The sequence below is a fragment of the Micromonospora antibiotica genome, from assembly GCF_017599305.1.
GTDB classification, from domain to species: Bacteria; Actinomycetota; Actinomycetes; order Mycobacteriales; family Micromonosporaceae; genus Micromonospora; species Micromonospora antibiotica.
Genome location: NZ_JAGFWR010000003.1, coordinates 131,430 through 146,632, shown reverse-complemented (window position 1 = coordinate 146,632; position 15,203 = coordinate 131,430). Strand labels below are relative to the sequence as shown.

At 73.5% G+C, this 15,203-nt stretch carries 13 protein-coding genes; 3 read left to right on the top strand and 10 right to left on the bottom strand.

Translation table 11 applies throughout. The features are described from left to right. Positions 1–117: 117 nt before the first annotated feature. Positions 118–957 carry an ATP-grasp domain-containing protein gene (locus tag JQN83_RS08905; protein ID WP_208566588.1) on the top strand — a complete coding sequence of 280 codons (840 nt, stop codon included), beginning with the start codon at positions 118–120 and terminating at the stop codon, positions 955–957. Here the strand turns inward: JQN83_RS08905 and JQN83_RS08900 are convergent. From JQN83_RS08900 to pgi, 4 genes are all read right to left on the bottom strand, one after another. Continuing rightward, positions 950–1,654: a lysoplasmalogenase gene (locus JQN83_RS08900; RefSeq protein ID WP_208566587.1), complete on the bottom strand. Its 705-nt coding sequence runs from the start codon at positions 1,652–1,654 to the stop codon at positions 950–952. The two genes, JQN83_RS08905 and JQN83_RS08900, sit on opposite strands and share 8 nt — an antisense overlap. Beyond that, positions 1,651–2,478: a sterol desaturase family protein gene (locus JQN83_RS08895; RefSeq protein ID WP_208566586.1), complete on the bottom strand. Its 828-nt coding sequence runs from the start codon at positions 2,476–2,478 to the stop codon at positions 1,651–1,653. Before JQN83_RS08895 ends, JQN83_RS08900 begins: the two co-directional genes overlap by 4 nt. A gap of 96 nt (positions 2,479–2,574) precedes the next feature. After that, positions 2,575–3,276 carry a FadR/GntR family transcriptional regulator gene (locus JQN83_RS34070; protein WP_208566585.1) on the bottom strand — a complete coding sequence of 234 codons (702 nt, stop codon included), beginning with the start codon at positions 3,274–3,276 and terminating at the stop codon, positions 2,575–2,577. 151 nt (positions 3,277–3,427) lie between these two features. After that, positions 3,428–5,065, bottom strand: a complete 1,638-nt coding sequence (pgi, locus tag JQN83_RS08885) for a glucose-6-phosphate isomerase (RefSeq protein WP_208566584.1) — start codon at positions 5,063–5,065, stop codon at positions 3,428–3,430. A gap of 234 nt (positions 5,066–5,299) precedes the next feature. Here pgi and JQN83_RS08880 point away from each other — a divergent pair, with 234 nt between their 5' ends. Then, positions 5,300–7,261, top strand: coding sequence for an ABC transporter ATP-binding protein (locus tag JQN83_RS08880; protein WP_208566583.1), 1,962 nt, complete (start codon positions 5,300–5,302; stop codon positions 7,259–7,261). A 206-nt stretch (positions 7,262–7,467) separates the two neighbouring features. Next, positions 7,468–8,859, top strand: a complete 1,392-nt coding sequence (locus tag JQN83_RS08875; protein ID WP_208566582.1) for a glycoside hydrolase family 10 protein — start codon at positions 7,468–7,470, stop codon at positions 8,857–8,859. Positions 8,860–9,087: 228 nt separating this feature from the next. Here the strand turns inward: JQN83_RS08875 and JQN83_RS08870 are convergent, their stop codons facing one another. From JQN83_RS08870 to JQN83_RS08845, 6 genes are all read right to left on the bottom strand, one after another. Then, complete coding sequence (locus JQN83_RS08870) at positions 9,088–10,365, bottom strand: sulfite oxidase (RefSeq protein WP_208566581.1); 1,278 nt, start codon at positions 10,363–10,365, stop codon at positions 9,088–9,090. A 97-nt stretch (positions 10,366–10,462) separates the two neighbouring features. Further along, positions 10,463–11,098 carry a hypothetical protein gene (locus tag JQN83_RS08865; RefSeq protein WP_208566580.1) on the bottom strand — a complete coding sequence of 212 codons (636 nt, stop codon included), beginning with the start codon at positions 11,096–11,098 and terminating at the stop codon, positions 10,463–10,465. After that, positions 11,095–12,513 (bottom strand): selenium-binding family protein, encoded by a 1,419-nt coding sequence (locus JQN83_RS08860; RefSeq protein ID WP_208566579.1) that lies wholly within the window; start codon positions 12,511–12,513, stop codon positions 11,095–11,097. Before JQN83_RS08860 ends, JQN83_RS08865 begins: the two co-directional genes overlap by 4 nt. A gap of 15 nt (positions 12,514–12,528) precedes the next feature. Continuing rightward, complete coding sequence (locus JQN83_RS08855; protein ID WP_244252058.1) at positions 12,529–13,383, bottom strand: ABC transporter ATP-binding protein; 855 nt, start codon at positions 13,381–13,383, stop codon at positions 12,529–12,531. Beyond that, on the bottom strand, positions 13,356–14,189 hold the full coding sequence (locus tag JQN83_RS08850; protein WP_208566578.1) for an ABC transporter permease: 834 nt from the start codon (positions 14,187–14,189) through the stop codon (positions 13,356–13,358). The genes JQN83_RS08855 and JQN83_RS08850 overlap by 28 nt, the downstream gene beginning before the upstream one ends. Further along, complete coding sequence (locus JQN83_RS08845) at positions 14,186–15,154, bottom strand: aliphatic sulfonate ABC transporter substrate-binding protein (RefSeq protein WP_208566577.1); 969 nt, start codon at positions 15,152–15,154, stop codon at positions 14,186–14,188. Before JQN83_RS08845 ends, JQN83_RS08850 begins: the two co-directional genes overlap by 4 nt. Between the last annotated feature and the right edge of the window lie 49 nt (positions 15,155–15,203).

Here is a 15,203-nt window from a genome sequence, read left to right as displayed (position 1 = left end):
GACCCGGCGAACCGCACCGCCCCGGTCGACCTGCCGGCTCAGCCACCCCCGGACCCGGGGAGCCGCACCGCCCGGGGCGTGCGGCCCGGGGTGGCGCGGCTGGGGGAGGATGCGGGCATGCTGTTGATCGTCCCCGCCGACCCGCTGCGCCCCCGTCGAGCGGACCCGCACTTCGCGCCGGAGGCGCAGGCCGCCCGCGAGGCCGGCCACCGGGTGGCCGTCGTCGACCACGACGCGCTCGCGGCGGGCCGCGACCCGGGGCGGGCGGTCGCCGGGGTCCCCGCCGACGACGACGCGGTCTACCGGGGCTGGATGCTGCCCGCCACCGGGTACGCCGGATTCGCCGAGGCGCTCCGCGCCCGGCAGGTGACCCTACGCACCGACCCCGACCAGTACCGCCGCGCCCACGAGCTGCCCGGGTGGTACGCCACCGCGGCGACGCTCACCCCCGAGTCCCGCTGGACGGTCGGCGTCGACCGGGCCGACTTCGACCGGGCGCGCACCGGGCTGGGCACCGGCCCGGCCGTGCTGCGTGACTGGACGAAGTCCGCCAAGCACCACTGGCACGAGGCGTGCTTCGTCCCCGAGCTGGCCGACGCGGAGGCCGCCTGGCGGATCGCGACCCGGCTGCGCGAACTGCGCGACGACGACTTCACCGGTGGTTTCGTGCTGCGCCGGTTCGAGCCGCTGTCCGGTGTCGAGGTGCGCACCTGGTGGGTCGCCGGCCGGTGCGTGCTCACCGGCCCGCATCCGGACACCCCGGGGGAGCTTCCCGACGCCCCGGTGGACACCGGGCCGCTGGCCCCCGTGCTGTCCGCGCTCGGTCTGCCGTTCGTCACCGCCGACCTGGCCCGGCATGCCGACGGTCGGTGGCGGCTGGTGGAGATCGGCGACGGCCAGGTCAGCGACCGCCCGTCCACCATGGCCCCGCAAGCCCTGGTCGCCGCCCTCACCTGACGGCGGTCGGTGCCGGGCGACCCGCCCAGCCGGTGGTGATCAGCAGCAGCGCGGCCAGGTAGGTGGTCATGACCCACAGCCCGTGGCCGGGCAGTCGGACACCCGTCGCCTCGACCCCGATCAGCAGGTCGGACAGGAGGAACAGCGCACCTCCGGCGGCCACCCGCCGGGACACCCCCCAGCCGGCGGCGGCCATCAGGCTCAGCGCCAGGCTGTAGCCGAGCACCGGCAGCCGCAGGTCGCCCAGCCGGCCCCAGAGCAGCGCGTTCCCCGCCGCCCACAGGGTGAGGTATCCGGCGACTGCCCCCGCCGGTGGTCGCCGGTGGCGCAGGAACGCCACCAGGAACGCCGCCTGGGTGCCGAGGAAACACCCCATCCCGATCAGGAACGCGGTGGTGCCGGGGACCAGCAGCGCCACGTCACCCGCCGTCGCGCAGACCAGCCCGGTCGCCACCGGGTCCCACCGCCGCCGTACGGTGAGCAGCCAGCCGAGCAGCAGCGGGGCGAGCAGCGGCTTGGCCGCCCACTGCACCGCTGCCGAGTCGAGCGCGACCCCGGTCAGCTCCACGGCGGTGACCAGCCCGAACGACCCGAGCCACCATCGTCCCGCCGCCCTGGCCGGCCGTGTCTGCTCCGCCGACCCGTTGCGGTGCGGCGCGGGACGCCCGGGTGGGCGGTCGGGTCGGGAGCGGCTCATCGGGCGGGCTGCCAACCGGGGCGGCCGAGGACATGCCCGAGCCGGTGCCGCCACGAGCCGGCCCGCCGGACGTCGGCCCAGATCGCCGCGTACTCGTGGGTGGCCACCCGCAGCGGGTTGTAGGTGCCGATGTTCGTGGTCAGCCCGTACCGGACGGGGGTGCGTTCCGGGGCGAAGCTGCCGAAGAGCCGGTCCCAGACGATCAGGATGCCGCCGTAGTTGCGGTCCAGGTACTCGCGGTTCGCGCCGTGGTGCACCCGGTGGTGCGACGGGGTGTTGAAGACCCACTCGACCGGTCGGGGCAGCCGGTCGATCCGTTCGGTGTGCAGGAAGAACTGGTAGAGCAGGCTCACCGACTGCTGAAGGAAGATCATCCAGGGTGGGATGCCGAGCAACGCCAGCGGCAGCCAGAACGGCAGCGAGGTCATCGGCGTCCAGCTCTGCCGCAGCGCGGTGGACAGGTTGAAGTGGGTGCTGGAGTGGTGCACCACGTGGCTGGCCCAGAACAGGCGTACCTCGTGGTGGGTGCGGTGGAACCAGTAGTAGGCCAGGTCGTCGGCGAGGAACAGCAGCACCCAGGTCCCGACGCTGGTGGGGGAGAGCTGCACCGGGGCGACGGTCCACAGCGCGACGTAGAGACCGACGGTGAGCAGTTTCCACGGGAAGCCGATCAGTTGGCTGCCGGCGCCCATGGTGAGGCTGGTGGCGGTGTCCCGCCGCTCGTAGCCGCGTTCGTCGTCGTCCGGCGCGAACCGGTACGACCACGCCTCGACGGCGATGAGCAGCAGGAACGCCGGTACGGCGTAGAGCACGGCGGGGATCATGCGCGACGTTCCCTTCCGGGGGGACGGGCGGCGGGGGTGGACGCCCGGGACGGGTCGGCGGGTGGGGGTGGGTAGCGGTCGGCGGGTGGGTGGCGGTCAGCCGGTGGGGGCGGTGAGGGACGCGGTGAGCAGGGTGTGGGCCTCGGTGGCGGCGTCGTCGCCCCGGCCGTCGGCGATCGCGGCGGCCAGCCGGCGGTGCCCGGCGACGTCCAGCAACTCGGCCGCGCGTCGCTGTGGCGGCACCTCCCCGACGGCCAGCGCCCCGGCCACCAGGCTGTTGAAGGAGAGCAGGTAGGCGGTGTTGCCGCTGCCGGTGACGATGTGCCGCCACAGCGCGATGTTCGCCTCGGCCATCGCGGCCAGGTCGGGCGCGAGCGCGGCGAACCGTTCCACGGTGTCGACCACGACCTGCCCTACCGTCCCGCCGGCCCGGACGGCGCAGCGCCGGGCCGCGTCGACCCCGACGCAGGCGCGCATCTCCAGCATGTCCCGGACCAGGTGCTCCACCGGCAGCACGTCGCCGGACTGGACGAGGGACAGGGCCAGGTCGAGGCCGGCGTGCACCCGCCAGTCCAGCACCCGGGTGACGCCGCCCTGGCTGACCCGCAGCAGCCCGAGCTGTTGGAGCCGGCGCAGCGCCTCCCGCACGGCGTGCCGGTTGACGGCGAACGCGGCGGCGAGTTCGCGTTCACCGGGCAGCGGGTCGCCCGGGGAGTGCCGCCCGCTGACGATGGCGTCGCGGAGCTGGGCGAAGACGTGGTCGGAGACGGAGCTGCGGGGCACGGGGACGAAGGCCACGGCAGCAGTGTGCCGGCGTACCCATCAACCCGTCAACTGGTTGGACCAGTCGTACCGAAAGAAACGGCGGCCGGGTCGGGTGACCCGGCCGCCGTCCCGACGGACCTCACCGGTGACCGTTGCCGGGTGCCCGGCAACGGCCGCGCGGACCTCAGGCCCGACCGCGCTCCCGGCGGTAGCGGCTGATCAGCGCCGCCGTGGAGGAGTCCACGTCGGACAGGTCCGGCGCGTCACCGGTCAGCTTCGGCGCGAGCTGGTTGGCCATCACCTTGCCCAGCTCCACCCCCCACTGGTCGAACGGGTTGATGTTCCACACCGCGCCGCAGGTGAACACGATGTGCTCGTAGAGCGCGATGAGCTGGCCCAGCGTCGACGGGGTGAGCTTTGGCGCGATGATCGAGGTGGTCGGGTGGTTGCCCGGCATCACCCGGTGCGGCACCACCTCGGCGGGGGTGCCCTCCGCCTCGACCTGCTCCGCCGTCCGGCCGAAGGCCAACGCGGCGGTCTGCGCGAAGAAGTTCGACATGAACAGGTCGTGCATCTCGCCCAGGTCGTGGTTGGGCTGGCTGAACGCGATGAAGTCCGCCGGGATCAGCACGGTGCCCTGGTGGATGAGCTGATAGAAGGCGTGCTGGCCGTTGGTGCCCGGCTCGCCCCAGAAGATCTCCCCGGTCGGGTGGTCGACCGGCGTGCCGTCCAGGGTCACCGACTTGCCGTTGCTCTCCATGGTCAGCTGTTGCAGGTACGCCGGGAACCGGTGCAGGTACTGCGAGTACGGCAGCACGGCGTGGGTCTGCGCGCCGAGGAAGTCGACGTACCAGACGTTGAGCAGGCCCAGCAGCGCCGGCAGGTTCCGCTCCACCGGCGCGGTACGGAAGTGCTCGTCGACGGCGTGGTAGCCGGCCAGCAACTCGCGGAACCGGTCCGGCCCGACCGCCAGCATCACCGACAGCCCGACCGCCGACGGCAGCGAGTAGCGGCCACCCACCCAGTCCCAGAAGCCGAACATGTTCTCCGGGTCGATGCCGAAGTCGGCCACCCGCCCCGCGTTGGTGCTCACCGCCACGAAGTGCTTCGCGATCGCCGCGTCGTCGTCGGCGTCCAGGCCCGACAGCAGCCACGTCTTGGCCTGCTCGGCGTTGGCCAGCGTCTCCTGCGTGGAGAAGGTCTTCGACACCACCACGAACAGGGTGCTCGCCGGGTCGAGGTCGTGGGTCTTGTCGTGGATGTCGGTCGGGTCGATGTTGGAGACGAACCGGCAGGTGATCCCGCCGTCCCGGTACGCCTTGAGCGCCTCGTACGCCATCACCGGGCCGAGGTCGGAGCCGCCGATGCCGATGTTGACCACCGTGCTGATCCGCTCGCCGGTGTGCCCGCGCCACTGCCCGGAGCGGACCCGCTCGCTGAACGCGGCCATCCGGTCCAGCACCCGGTGCACGTCGGCGACCACGTCCTGACCGTCCACCGTCAGCGCGGCGTCGCGCGGCAGCCGCAGCGCGGTGTGCAGCACGGCCCGGTCCTCGGTGGAGTTGATGTGCTCCCCGGCGAACATCGCGGCGATCCGGTCGGTCAGCCCGACCCGCCCGGCCAGCGCGGTGAGCAGCCCGATCGTCTCGTCGGTGACGAGGTGCTTGCTGTAGTCGACGTGCAGGTCGGCGACCTCACCGGTGAGCCGCTCACCCCGTTGCCGGTCGGCCGCGAACAGCTCCCGCAGGTGGGTGCCGCGCATCGTCTCGGCGTGCTTGCGCAGCGCCTGCCATTCGTCGGTGGTGGTCACACTCGCAGCCATCGGGTCGATCTTCTCCTTCACGACGGTCGTCGGCGCGTGGTGCCGCCGACGGTTCGCGTCCCAGCCTGCCACCCGGGGCGCGGCCACGCGACGCGACCCGGCGCAGCCGCCGCCCCGGGGTGGCCGGCGACACGCCAATGCGACAGGTGTACGACACGCCGAGCACGGGGCGACACCGGATCGTCGCCGACAGTAGGCTCGCCGTGCCCTGCCCCCTTCGGCCCGGGAGGACCCATGGCGACGGTGATCGGCCCCCGCCGTTCGACCCCCACGGACGAGCCCGCGGCGGAGGCCGGGTCGGCGGAGGCCGGGTCGGCGGAGGCCGGGCTGGATCTGCCGGAATTGGCGGACGGCGGATGGATGCACCACGCCACCGAGTTCGCGCACACCAGCTTCCGGTCGGTGGCCCGCCGGCTGCCCCGACTGGTGCGCGAGGCCATCGCGTTGGCCTGGGCGACCAACCGTCGCGACACCCTCGCCGCGATCGGTCTGAACCTCGCCGCCGGGGTGATGACCACCCTCGGTCTGCTCGCCACCACCGGGGTGCTGCGCGAGTTGTTCGCCGCCGGTCCGACGCCCGACCGGGTCCGGGCCGCGCTGCCCGCGCTGGTCCTGGCCGCCGCGGCGGTGGCCGTGAAGGGCACGTTGACCGTCACCGCCGGCTGGGCGCAGGCCCGGCTGATTCCACAGATCAACTACGCGGTGGAGCTGCGGCTGTTCGAGACCACCACGGCGGTCGAGCTGGCCGCCTTCGACGACGCCGGTTTCGCCGAGGAGATGGACCGGGTCCGTGACCGGGGGATGGCCGAGGCGGCGTCGATCGTCGACCACACCGTCAACCTGATCACCGGGGTGGTGGGCGTGCTCGCCACCGCCGCCGCGGTGACCGTGATCCAACCGGTGCTGCTGCCCTGCCTGCTGCTGGCTGCCGTGCCGGAGGCGGTCACCGCGGTGCGGATGGCCCGCCGGCAGTACCTGGACATGCTGGCCCGGATCAACCGCCGCCGCCGGATGTGGATGCTCGCCCACCTGATGGCCAACCGGCACACCGCCGCCGAGGTGCGCGCCTACCAGATGCGGGACTTCCTGCTCGCCGAGTTCCGCCGGATGATGACCGTCGAGACGGCCGCGCTGCTGCGGCTGGCCCGGGCGCAGAGCCGGACCAGGGCCGTCGGGATGTCCGTCGGCGGGATCGCGGCCTTCGCGGTCTACGCCGTGCTCGGCGGGCTGCTGCTCACCGGCGTGGTCGCGCTCGCCGCGGCGGCGACCGCCCTGCTCGCCCTCCAGTCGGCGCGCAGCAGCCTCGCGCTCGCCGTCTACGCCACCAACAACCTCTACGAGGACGCCCTCTACTACCAGGACTACCGGGACTTCCTCGACCGGGCCGACAGCCGCACCGCCGCCGGGCAGGGGCGGCCCACCGCCGGCTTCGAGCACATCGAGCTGGACCGGGTCAGCCTGCGCTACCCGGACACCGACGCCCCGGCGGTGGACGAGGTCAGCCTGACCATCCGGCGGGGCGAGGTGATCGCCCTGGTCGGTGAGAACGGCTCCGGCAAGACCACCCTGGCCAAGCTGATCGCCGGCCTCTACCGGCCCACCGGCGGGGTGATCCGGTGGGACGGCGTCGACGTCGCCGAGTTGGACCCGGCGGCGACGGCGGCCCAGGTGGCGGTGATGACCCAGGAGTGGTGGAAGTTCCCGTTCACCGCCGCGCAGAACATCCGCATCGGCCGGCACGACCGGCCCCCGGACGCGGCCGGCCCGACCGTCGAGGACGCCGCCCGGTCGGCCGCCGCGCACGACATGATCGCCGGGCTGCCGTTCGGCTACGACACCCTGCTGGCCCGGGAGTTCAAGAACGGCCACGACCTCTCCGGCGGGCAGTGGCAGCGGCTGGTGGCCGCCCGGGGCCTCTACCGCGACGCCCGGTTGCTGATCTGCGACGAGCCGTCGGCCGCCCTCGACGCCCGCGCCGAGCACGCGCTCTTCGAGCACCTGCGGCGGCGGCCCGACCGGACGGTCGTGTTGATCACCCACCGGTTGGCCAACGTCCGGCACGCCGACCAGATTTTCGTGATGGACCACGGTCGGCTGGTGCAGCAGGGCGACCACGACACGCTGATGGCCGCCGACGGGCCCTACCGGGAGCTGTTCGAGCTGCAGGCGAGCGGCTACCTCGCCGCCACCGAGTGACGGCGGCTTAGGCATCGACGTTCGTTGAACTCTGGGAGATGTTTCGATAGCGTCACCGGGTAACCCCTCGACCTCGGCGGTGGCGGCTGAGCGACGGCACAGGCGGGCGTGGCCTCCGGGCGACCACCCCGCCTCCCGGGCCGGCCACCGCACTCGGGCGAAAGGTCGGGACGGTGCACCCCTCACCGTCTTGAAAGGCCTCTGCCATGAACCATGTGTCCGCCCGCAGCAGCGGGCGTCGGACCACACCACCGCGGCTGCGTGCCGCACTGGTCTCGATCGTTACCGGCGTGGTCGCCGTCGGCACCACCGTCGCCCTCGCCTCCAGTGCCAGCGCCGGCACCACCCTCGGTGCCGCCGCCGCCGAGACGGGCCGCTACTTCGGCGCCGCGGTGGCGGTGAACAGGCTCTCCGACTCCGTCTACGTCGGCATCCTGAACCGTGAGTTCACCTCGGTGACCGCCGAGAACGAGATGAAGTGGGACGCCACCGAGCCCAGCCCGAACCAGTTCACCTACGCCAGCGGCGACAAGCTGGTCAGCCACGCCGAGGCCAACGGGATGCGGGTCCGCGGTCACACGCTGGCCTGGCACCAGCAGCAACCGCGCTGGACGGCGGTCCTGTCCGGCACCGCCCTGCGCAACGCCATGCTCAACCACGTCACCCAGGTCGCCACCCACTACCGTGGCAAGATCCACGCGTGGAACGTGGTGAACGAGGCGTTCGCCGACGGTGGCAGCGGTGCGCGTCGGGACTCCAACCTGCAGCGCACCGGTGACGACTGGATCGAGGCGGCGTTCCGGGCCGCCCGCGCCGCCGACCCGGGCGCGAAGCTCTGCTACAACGACTACTACACCGACGGGCAGAACCCGAAGAGCAACGGCGTGTACGCCATGGTCCGGGACTTCAGGGCCCGGGGCGTGCCGATCGACTGCGTCGGCTTCCAGTCCCACTTCACCGCCCAGTCGCCGGTGCCGTCGGACTACCAGGCCAACCTCCAGCGTTTCGTCGACCTCGGCGTCGAGGTGCAGATCACCGAGCTGGACATCGAGGGCTCCGGCAGTTCCCAGGCCGACAGCTACTCCCGCGTGGTCAGCGCCTGCCTGGCGGTCTCCCGCTGCACCGGCATCACCGTCTCCGGCATCCGGGACACCGACTCGTGGCGGTCCAGCGCCACCCCGCTGCTCTTCGACGGCAACGGTGCCAAGAAGGCCGCGTACACCTCCACGTTGGACGCGCTCAACGCGGGCGGCACCACCGTCCCGCCGACCACACCGCCGCCGACGACTCCGCCGCCGCCCGGTGACGGTGCCTGCACCGCGGCGGTGTCGGTGAACTCCTGGCCCGGCGGCTTCGTGACCACCGTCAAGGTCACCGCCGGCCCGGCCGGGCTCGACGGTTGGGTGGTCAACCTGCCCCTGCCGTCGGACGCCACCGTCACCAACGCGTGGAACGCGCAGCACACCGGCACCTCCGGTGCGGTCAGCTTCCGCAACGTCAGCTACAACGGCACCGTCGGTGCGGGAGCCGGCACCGAGTTCGGTTTCCAGGGCACCGGCAACGGTCCCACCGGCACGGCGACCTGCGCCCGCGCCTGACCCCGGTCTGATCCCGGCCCCCACCCGGCGCGACGGCGACGACCGTCGCGCCGGGACGGCCGGCCGCTCGTGGCACCCGGCCGCCCATGGCACCCGGGCGGTCGACCCGATCCACGCGGCAGAGGGCCCGTCGCCCGTCAACACCGGACACCCACCGGCCGGCGGATGCCGGGTAGTCCTGCGGTCGGCGGTCCCGCCGGGTGGCGGTCCAGCCGGGCGACGGGCGGCTCACACCGCCGTCACCGGATGCCGGACCACCCCGTCGAAGAGGTACCCGAGGTCGTTGCCCGGGGCCCGGTCGGGCTGACCCCGACCGGTCACGTCCACCGCGCGGGCCCGCAGCGTCCACCGGCCGGCGGTCGGCGGACACCACCGCGTCGACCACCGTTGCCAGGGCCCGCCCCGGTCCGCCCCGACCAGCGTGGCGGGCTGCCACCCGTCGCCCGTGTCGACCTCGACCCGGTCGATCGGACCGGCCCCGGACCACGACCGGCCGGTCAGCGTGGTCTCGACACCGGCCGCCAGCCGGGCGTCCCAGGGCAGCTCGAACGCGCTCTTGACCGACTGCGTGTCGACCGGCCCACCGTCGACCGGCCGGCCGGGTCCGAACATCCGGTAGAGGCTGGTGTTCCACGGGGAGAACAGCGCGACGGTGGAGACCTCGATCGCACCGACCCACTTGATCGAGGAGATCCCGATCCAGCCGGGCACCACCACCCGGACCGGGAAGCCGTGGTCGGGTGGCAGCGGCGCACCGTTCATCTCGTACGCCAGCAGCACGTCGTCGAGGGCCTTGCCGATCGGCAGCGGACGGCGTACCCGGCCGAGGTCGACACCCCCGCTGACGTACGGCGGGTCCAGGCCCTCCGGCATCACGTCCACCGCGTCGGGGGTCAGCCCGGCGTGCCGTAGCACGGTGGCCAGCGGCACCCCGCGCCAGCGGGCCACCCCGACACCGCCGAGCCGCCACTGCACCCCGGAGGCCGGGGTGTCCTGCTGGCTGGCGAAGAAGTGCCGCCCGTTGCCGGCGCACTCGACCAGGGCGGGTAGCTCGACGGCGGGTAGCGCCCGCAGGTCGGCGTAGCCGAACTCGACCGGGGCGTCCCGGGTCGGTGTGTCGCGCAGGCCGTCGCCGTACAGCCGCAGTCGCCAGGTGTCGGCGTCGATGCGGGGGGTGTGGGTGTGGTTGCGGACGAAGAACCGGTCGTTCGGCACCACGTACCCCTGGCCGGACATCGCCTCCCACCGCATCTCGGCGTTGCCGTCGCGGGGCGTGAGCTGCGCGGGGTCGAGCGGTTTGACGATGCCCGGGGCCACCCCGACCGGCCCGGCGGCGGGCGTGACCGGATCCCGGGTGTCGGTGGCGGCGGCGAGGGCGCTCATCGCCGTGCCCACCGCGATCAGCTCGGCGCGGGACACCCCGGGGTCCCGGGCCTGACCGGCCAGCCACTGCCGGGCCCGGCAGGCATCGTGGTCTGCCTCGTCGTACGACACAACGGTGGACACCGGGGCTCCTTCGGCTCGGCGACGGTAACTCCTATTGAATCAGTAGGAGTTACCCGCCGGGCAGGACCACTGGCCGACCACGGCCGGGGCCATTCGGTCAGATCGCGGCGGCCAGCGTCACCACCCCCGCCGCGACCAGCACCCCGGCCCAGAGCCGGTCCACGTTGAACCAGGCCCGGCGCAGCACCCCGACCCCCAGCACCTCGTACACCACCAGCGCGACGGTCGATGCGACGCCCAGCATGACCAGGGTGTGCACCCCGGCCGCGACCAGTCCCGGCAGCGCGCCGGCCGGTGCCGCCGCCAGGTGCCCGGCGTGCCCGCCGGCCGGCTGCGGGTCGGCCAGCAGCACCGGCAGCAGCATCAGCCCGGCGCCGTGCGCCGACGACATCAGGAACGACCAACCGGCCATCTGCGCCGCCGACAGCCGCATCCCGGCCCAGCGGAAATGCCGCTGCGACAACAGCCGCCACAGCCCGAAACCGACCAGCACCGCCCCGCCGGTCACCGTCAGCGCGGTGCTGGCCGTGACCGAGCGGGTGGCGGTGACCAGCGCGGCGACCATCGCCACCGAGGCCAGGTGACCCGCCGCGACCGGGGGCAGCGCGGCCAGCAGCGCCGCCCGGCGACGCTCCTGCAACCCCCGGGCGACCGCGAGGAGCCACCCCATCGCCGGGTTCAACCCGTGGAACGCGCCGAGCGCCACCAACGCCAGCAGGGTCCGCCCGGTCACGGGAAGCAGTACGAGTCGGAGCTGGCGTCGCCGCCCTGCAACCGGGTCTGGTGCACCCGCAGCCCCCGGAACTCCGCGCCGCGCGGGAAGAACCGCACGTCCGGGGTGAGCCCGCCGCGTTCCGGGTCGACGTCCAGCTTGGCCAGCCAGGCGCCCACCCCGTCGGGATAGAACTGGTCGTCCCAGGAACCGTAGAGCGAGTTGCTGACGTAGACCCGCCGGCCGTCCCGGCTGATCTCCACCATCTGCGGGCCACCGGCCAGGGGCTCGTCCGGCGCGGCCGGGTGGGCGGTGCGGGCCGCGATGCCGCCGAGCCGTACCGAGCCGACCAGCACCGGGTGGAACGGGTCGCTGACGTCGTACTGGCGCAGCTCCCCGGTGCCCCAGCAGGAGACGTAGAGGAACCGGTCGTCCACCGACAGGTCGATGTCGGTGACCAGCGGTGGCACCGCCCCGAACGGCTTGAGCAGGTCCGGCAGGTCGGCCGGATCGGCGGGTTCCGCCGGGATGTCGATCACCCGGGTCACCGTCCACGGGGCGTCCGCACCCGCGCCGTCGCGGTGCCACAACCAGACCGACGCGGACAGGTCCTCGACGCTGATCACCACCCCCACGAAGCCGTACGACCGGGTCGGGTCGTGCGCGGGGCGCAGTTCGAGCGCCATCTGGTACTGGTCGCCGAGGTCGACCCGCTGCACGTGCCGGCGCTTGGCGAGGTCCCAGAAGTGGATCGCGTGCCCGTATTTCCGCCCCAGCAGCAGCTCGCCGACGATGCCGTCCTCGATCATCGACGGGGTGCCCCACTCGCTGGTGACCAGGACGTCCTGGGTGAGGTGCCACCACACGTCGTACGCCAGGAACTGCGGGCCCCGGTCGGCCTCCCAGGCGCCCCGGACGGCGAACGTGGTGTGGTCGAGCACGGCGATGCCGCCGGGACCCTCGGCACCGTCGACGCCGCCGAGCGCCGACAGGTAGATGCCGTCGGGGCCGCAGTGCACGGTGTGCGGGCGGGAGTAGCCGGACTTCTCGGCCAGCTCCTGTGCGCCGATCACCTTCACCAGCTGCGGGGTGCGCGGGTCCGGCCGGGTGTCGAACACGTGGATGCGCGACGACCGCAGCCCCGGCACGATCAGGTAGCGCCGCTCGACGTGCGGGTGCGGTGCGGTGGGGCAGAGCGCGCTGCTGCACGCGTTCCACCCGAAGTGGTGCAGCTCGTCGCCGGTGTGCGGCAGGTCGGTCCAGCCGACCACCCGGCCGTAGTCGGCGGATTCCGGGTCGGTGTCGAGCACGACGATCGCGTCCGGCCGCTGCGCCGCACGGTCGAACGCGGCGACGTAGGCCAGCTTCTCGGCGGGTGCGGTGGCCGCCTCGCGGGGGGAGGGGTAGAAACTCGGGTCGGGTGTCCAGCGGGTCATGGTCGGCTCCGGGGGTCAGGCGGCGGGTACGCCGAGGCGGTCGAGTAGCCGGCGACGCAACGCGCCGAAGGCGGGCTGGTCGGGGGAGCGGGCCGGTCGGTCGGCGGACCGGCCGGCGGGGTCCAGGTCGACGGGGATCTCCTCGGCGATGACGCCCCCGTCGAGCAGCAGGATGCGGTCGGCGAGCAGCAGCGCCTCCTCGACGTCGTGGGTGACCAGCAGGGCGGCGAAGCCGTGCTCGGCGCGTAGCCGCCGCAGCAGGGACTGCATCCGCAGTCGGGTCAGCGCGTCGAGTGCCCCGAACGGCTCGTCGAGCAGCAGCAGGTCCGGCTCCCGGACCAGGGCCCGGGCCACCGCGACGCGTTGCGCCTGACCGCCGGAGAGTTCCGCCGGCCAGGCCCGGTGCCGGTCGGCCAGACCCACCTCGGTCAGCGCCCGGTCCACCCGGGAGCGCACGTGGGGGCCGGTCAACCCCAGCGCGACGTTGTCGCCGACCCGTTTCCAGGGCAGCAACCGGTGTTCCTGGAAGACCACGGCGGCGGTGCCGCGCACCCGGGTCCGGCCGGTGGCCTCGGCGTCCAGGCCGGCGAGGACCCGCAGCAGGGTGCTCTTGCCGGACCCGCTGCCGCCGAGCAGCGCCACCACCTCACCGGCGGCGATGGTCAGGTCGATCCCGGCGAGCACCGGCCGGCCGTCGAAGGCCCGCCGCACCCCGTGGGCGGTCAGCACCGCCGCCCCACCGGTCACCCTGCCCACGGCCGTGCCGGTCACCCCGGCCTCCGCCCCGCCGGTCATCCCACCCACCCCGCCGGTCAGCCCGGCCGTGCCGCCGGGTGGACCGGTCAGGTCGCGCGCAGGCCGCGTCGCCATGTCAGGGTCCTCCTCTCCAGGATCCGTAGGGCGAGGTCGGACAGCAGGCCGAGCAGCGCGTAGACGACCAGGCCGAGCACCACCACGTCGGTCTGGCTGAACTCCCGGGCCTCCATCATCAGAAAGCCGATGCCGGTCTGGGCGTTGACCTGTTCCCCGACGACGAGGCTGAGCCAGGCCGCCCCGATCGCCAGTCGCAGCCCGAGGAACAGCGACGGCAGCGCCCCGGGCAGCACCACGTGCCGTAGCCGGGCGGCGGGCCCGAGGCCGCAGGTGCGGGCTGCCTCGACGAGCCGTTCGTCGATGTGCCGGATGCCAGCGTAGGTGTTGAAGTAGATCGGGAAGAACACCCCGAGCGCGACCAGGGTTACCTTCAGCGACTCGCCGATCCCCACCCAGATGATCAGCAGCGGGACGAGTCCCAGGTGGGGCAGCATCCGGGCCATCTGCACCGGCGGGTCGACCAGGTCGTCGCCGAGGCGGAGCAGCCCGGCGGCGACGCCGAGGACCAGCGCCAGCAGCCCGCCGAGGAGCAACCCGACGCCGGCCCGGGTGAGGGAGTCGAGCAGGTGGACGCCGAGGGTCCCGTCGCCGGCCAGTCGTACGCCGGTGGCGAGCACCCGGCTCGGCGCGGGCAGTTTCTCCGGGGCGAGCAGTCCGGCGTGGGCGGCGGCCTCCCACCCGGCGACGAGCACGACCGGGCTGACCAGTCGCCGCCAGCGCAGGCCGGCACGTCGTCGCGGGCCGGCGTCGGGTGGTGCCGCGACGGCGGTCGGTGGCGCGGTGACCAGCACGGTGCTGCTCACTGGAACACCGCGCTGAACCGGTCGTCCACCCGGCCGGCGATGTCGACCGGGCCGGGGACGAGTTCGAGGGTGGTGAAGCCGTCCGCGATGGCCTGGAGTTCGGTGCCGACGGCAGGGGTGACCGGGGCCAGCGGGCGGGCGCTGCGGGCCAGGGCCCGGGTGGTGACGTCCAGCGGGATCTTCAGCTCGGGGGCGAGCACCGTGGCGCGTTCGGCCGGGTTGGCGATCCCCCAGTCGGTGACCTTCCGGTACGTGGTGAGGAAGGCGCGGACGTCGTCGGTGCGGTCCCGGACCACCTCGGGTGAGGCCAGCACGTACTCCCGGTTGCTGGCCAGGCCGGTGGCGTCGGCGAGGACCTTCACCCCGGGCTGCTCGGCGAGGGCGAAGTACGGGTCCCAGATGATCCAGGCGTCGATCTGGCCGTTGTCGAACGCGGGCCGTCCCTCGGCCGGCTTGAGGTACCTGACGGTGATGTCCTTCAGCGTCATGTTGTTGGCCGCCAGCAGCCGGACCAGCAGCCAGTGCACGTTGCTGCCCTTGTTCAGCGCCACCGTCCGGCCGCGCAGGTCGGCGAAGGTCTTCAGGCCGCTGCTCTCCTTGACCAGCACCGCCTCGCCCTGGGGGATCGGGGCGGAGGTGCCGACCACCGAGAAGGGGATCTTCGCGGCGGCGGCGAAGATCGGGGGTGCCTCGCCGACCTGTCCGATGTCGATCGCGCCGGCCTTGAGCGCCTCGGTCAGGGCGGGGCCGCTCTCGAACAGCGACCACTGCGCGTCCGGGGCGGCGTTGCGGGCCTTGACCAGGCTCAGCCCGCCGAAGCGCTGGTAGCCGATGCGCAGCGGGCCGCTGCCGGCCTGGGCGTCGGCGCCGTCGGCGCAGCCGCTGACCCCGCCGACGGCGACCAGGGACAGTGCGGTGAACAGGGCGGTGGCCAGCCGGCGCAGGTTCCTCGGCGGGGTGGACATGTCGGCTCCTCGGGAGTGGACGATGTGCTCGCGACGCCGGAGGTCGGCG

What these genes read in the sequence shown, in the direction of transcription:
- JQN83_RS08875 (WP_208566582.1), top strand. Translation starts at nt 7,468, where the DNA reads ATGAACCATGTGTCCGCCCGCAGCAGCGGGCGTCGGACCACACCACCG.
- JQN83_RS08855 (WP_244252058.1), bottom strand. Translation starts at nt 13,383, where the DNA reads ATGGCGACGCGGCCTGCGCGCGACCTGACCGGTCCACCCGGCGGCACG.
- JQN83_RS08845 (WP_208566577.1), bottom strand. Translation starts at nt 15,154, where the DNA reads ATGTCCACCCCGCCGAGGAACCTGCGCCGGCTGGCCACCGCCCTGTTC.
- JQN83_RS08860 (WP_208566579.1), bottom strand. Translation starts at nt 12,513, where the DNA reads ATGACCCGCTGGACACCCGACCCGAGTTTCTACCCCTCCCCCCGCGAG.
- JQN83_RS08895 (WP_208566586.1), bottom strand. Translation starts at nt 2,478, where the DNA reads ATGATCCCCGCCGTGCTCTACGCCGTACCGGCGTTCCTGCTGCTCATC.
- JQN83_RS08880 (WP_208566583.1), top strand. Translation starts at nt 5,300, where the DNA reads ATGGCGACGGTGATCGGCCCCCGCCGTTCGACCCCCACGGACGAGCCC.
- pgi (WP_208566584.1), bottom strand. Translation starts at nt 5,065, where the DNA reads ATGGCTGCGAGTGTGACCACCACCGACGAATGGCAGGCGCTGCGCAAG.
- JQN83_RS08905 (WP_208566588.1), top strand. Translation starts at nt 118, where the DNA reads ATGCTGTTGATCGTCCCCGCCGACCCGCTGCGCCCCCGTCGAGCGGAC.
- JQN83_RS08900 (WP_208566587.1), bottom strand. Translation starts at nt 1,654, where the DNA reads ATGAGCCGCTCCCGACCCGACCGCCCACCCGGGCGTCCCGCGCCGCAC.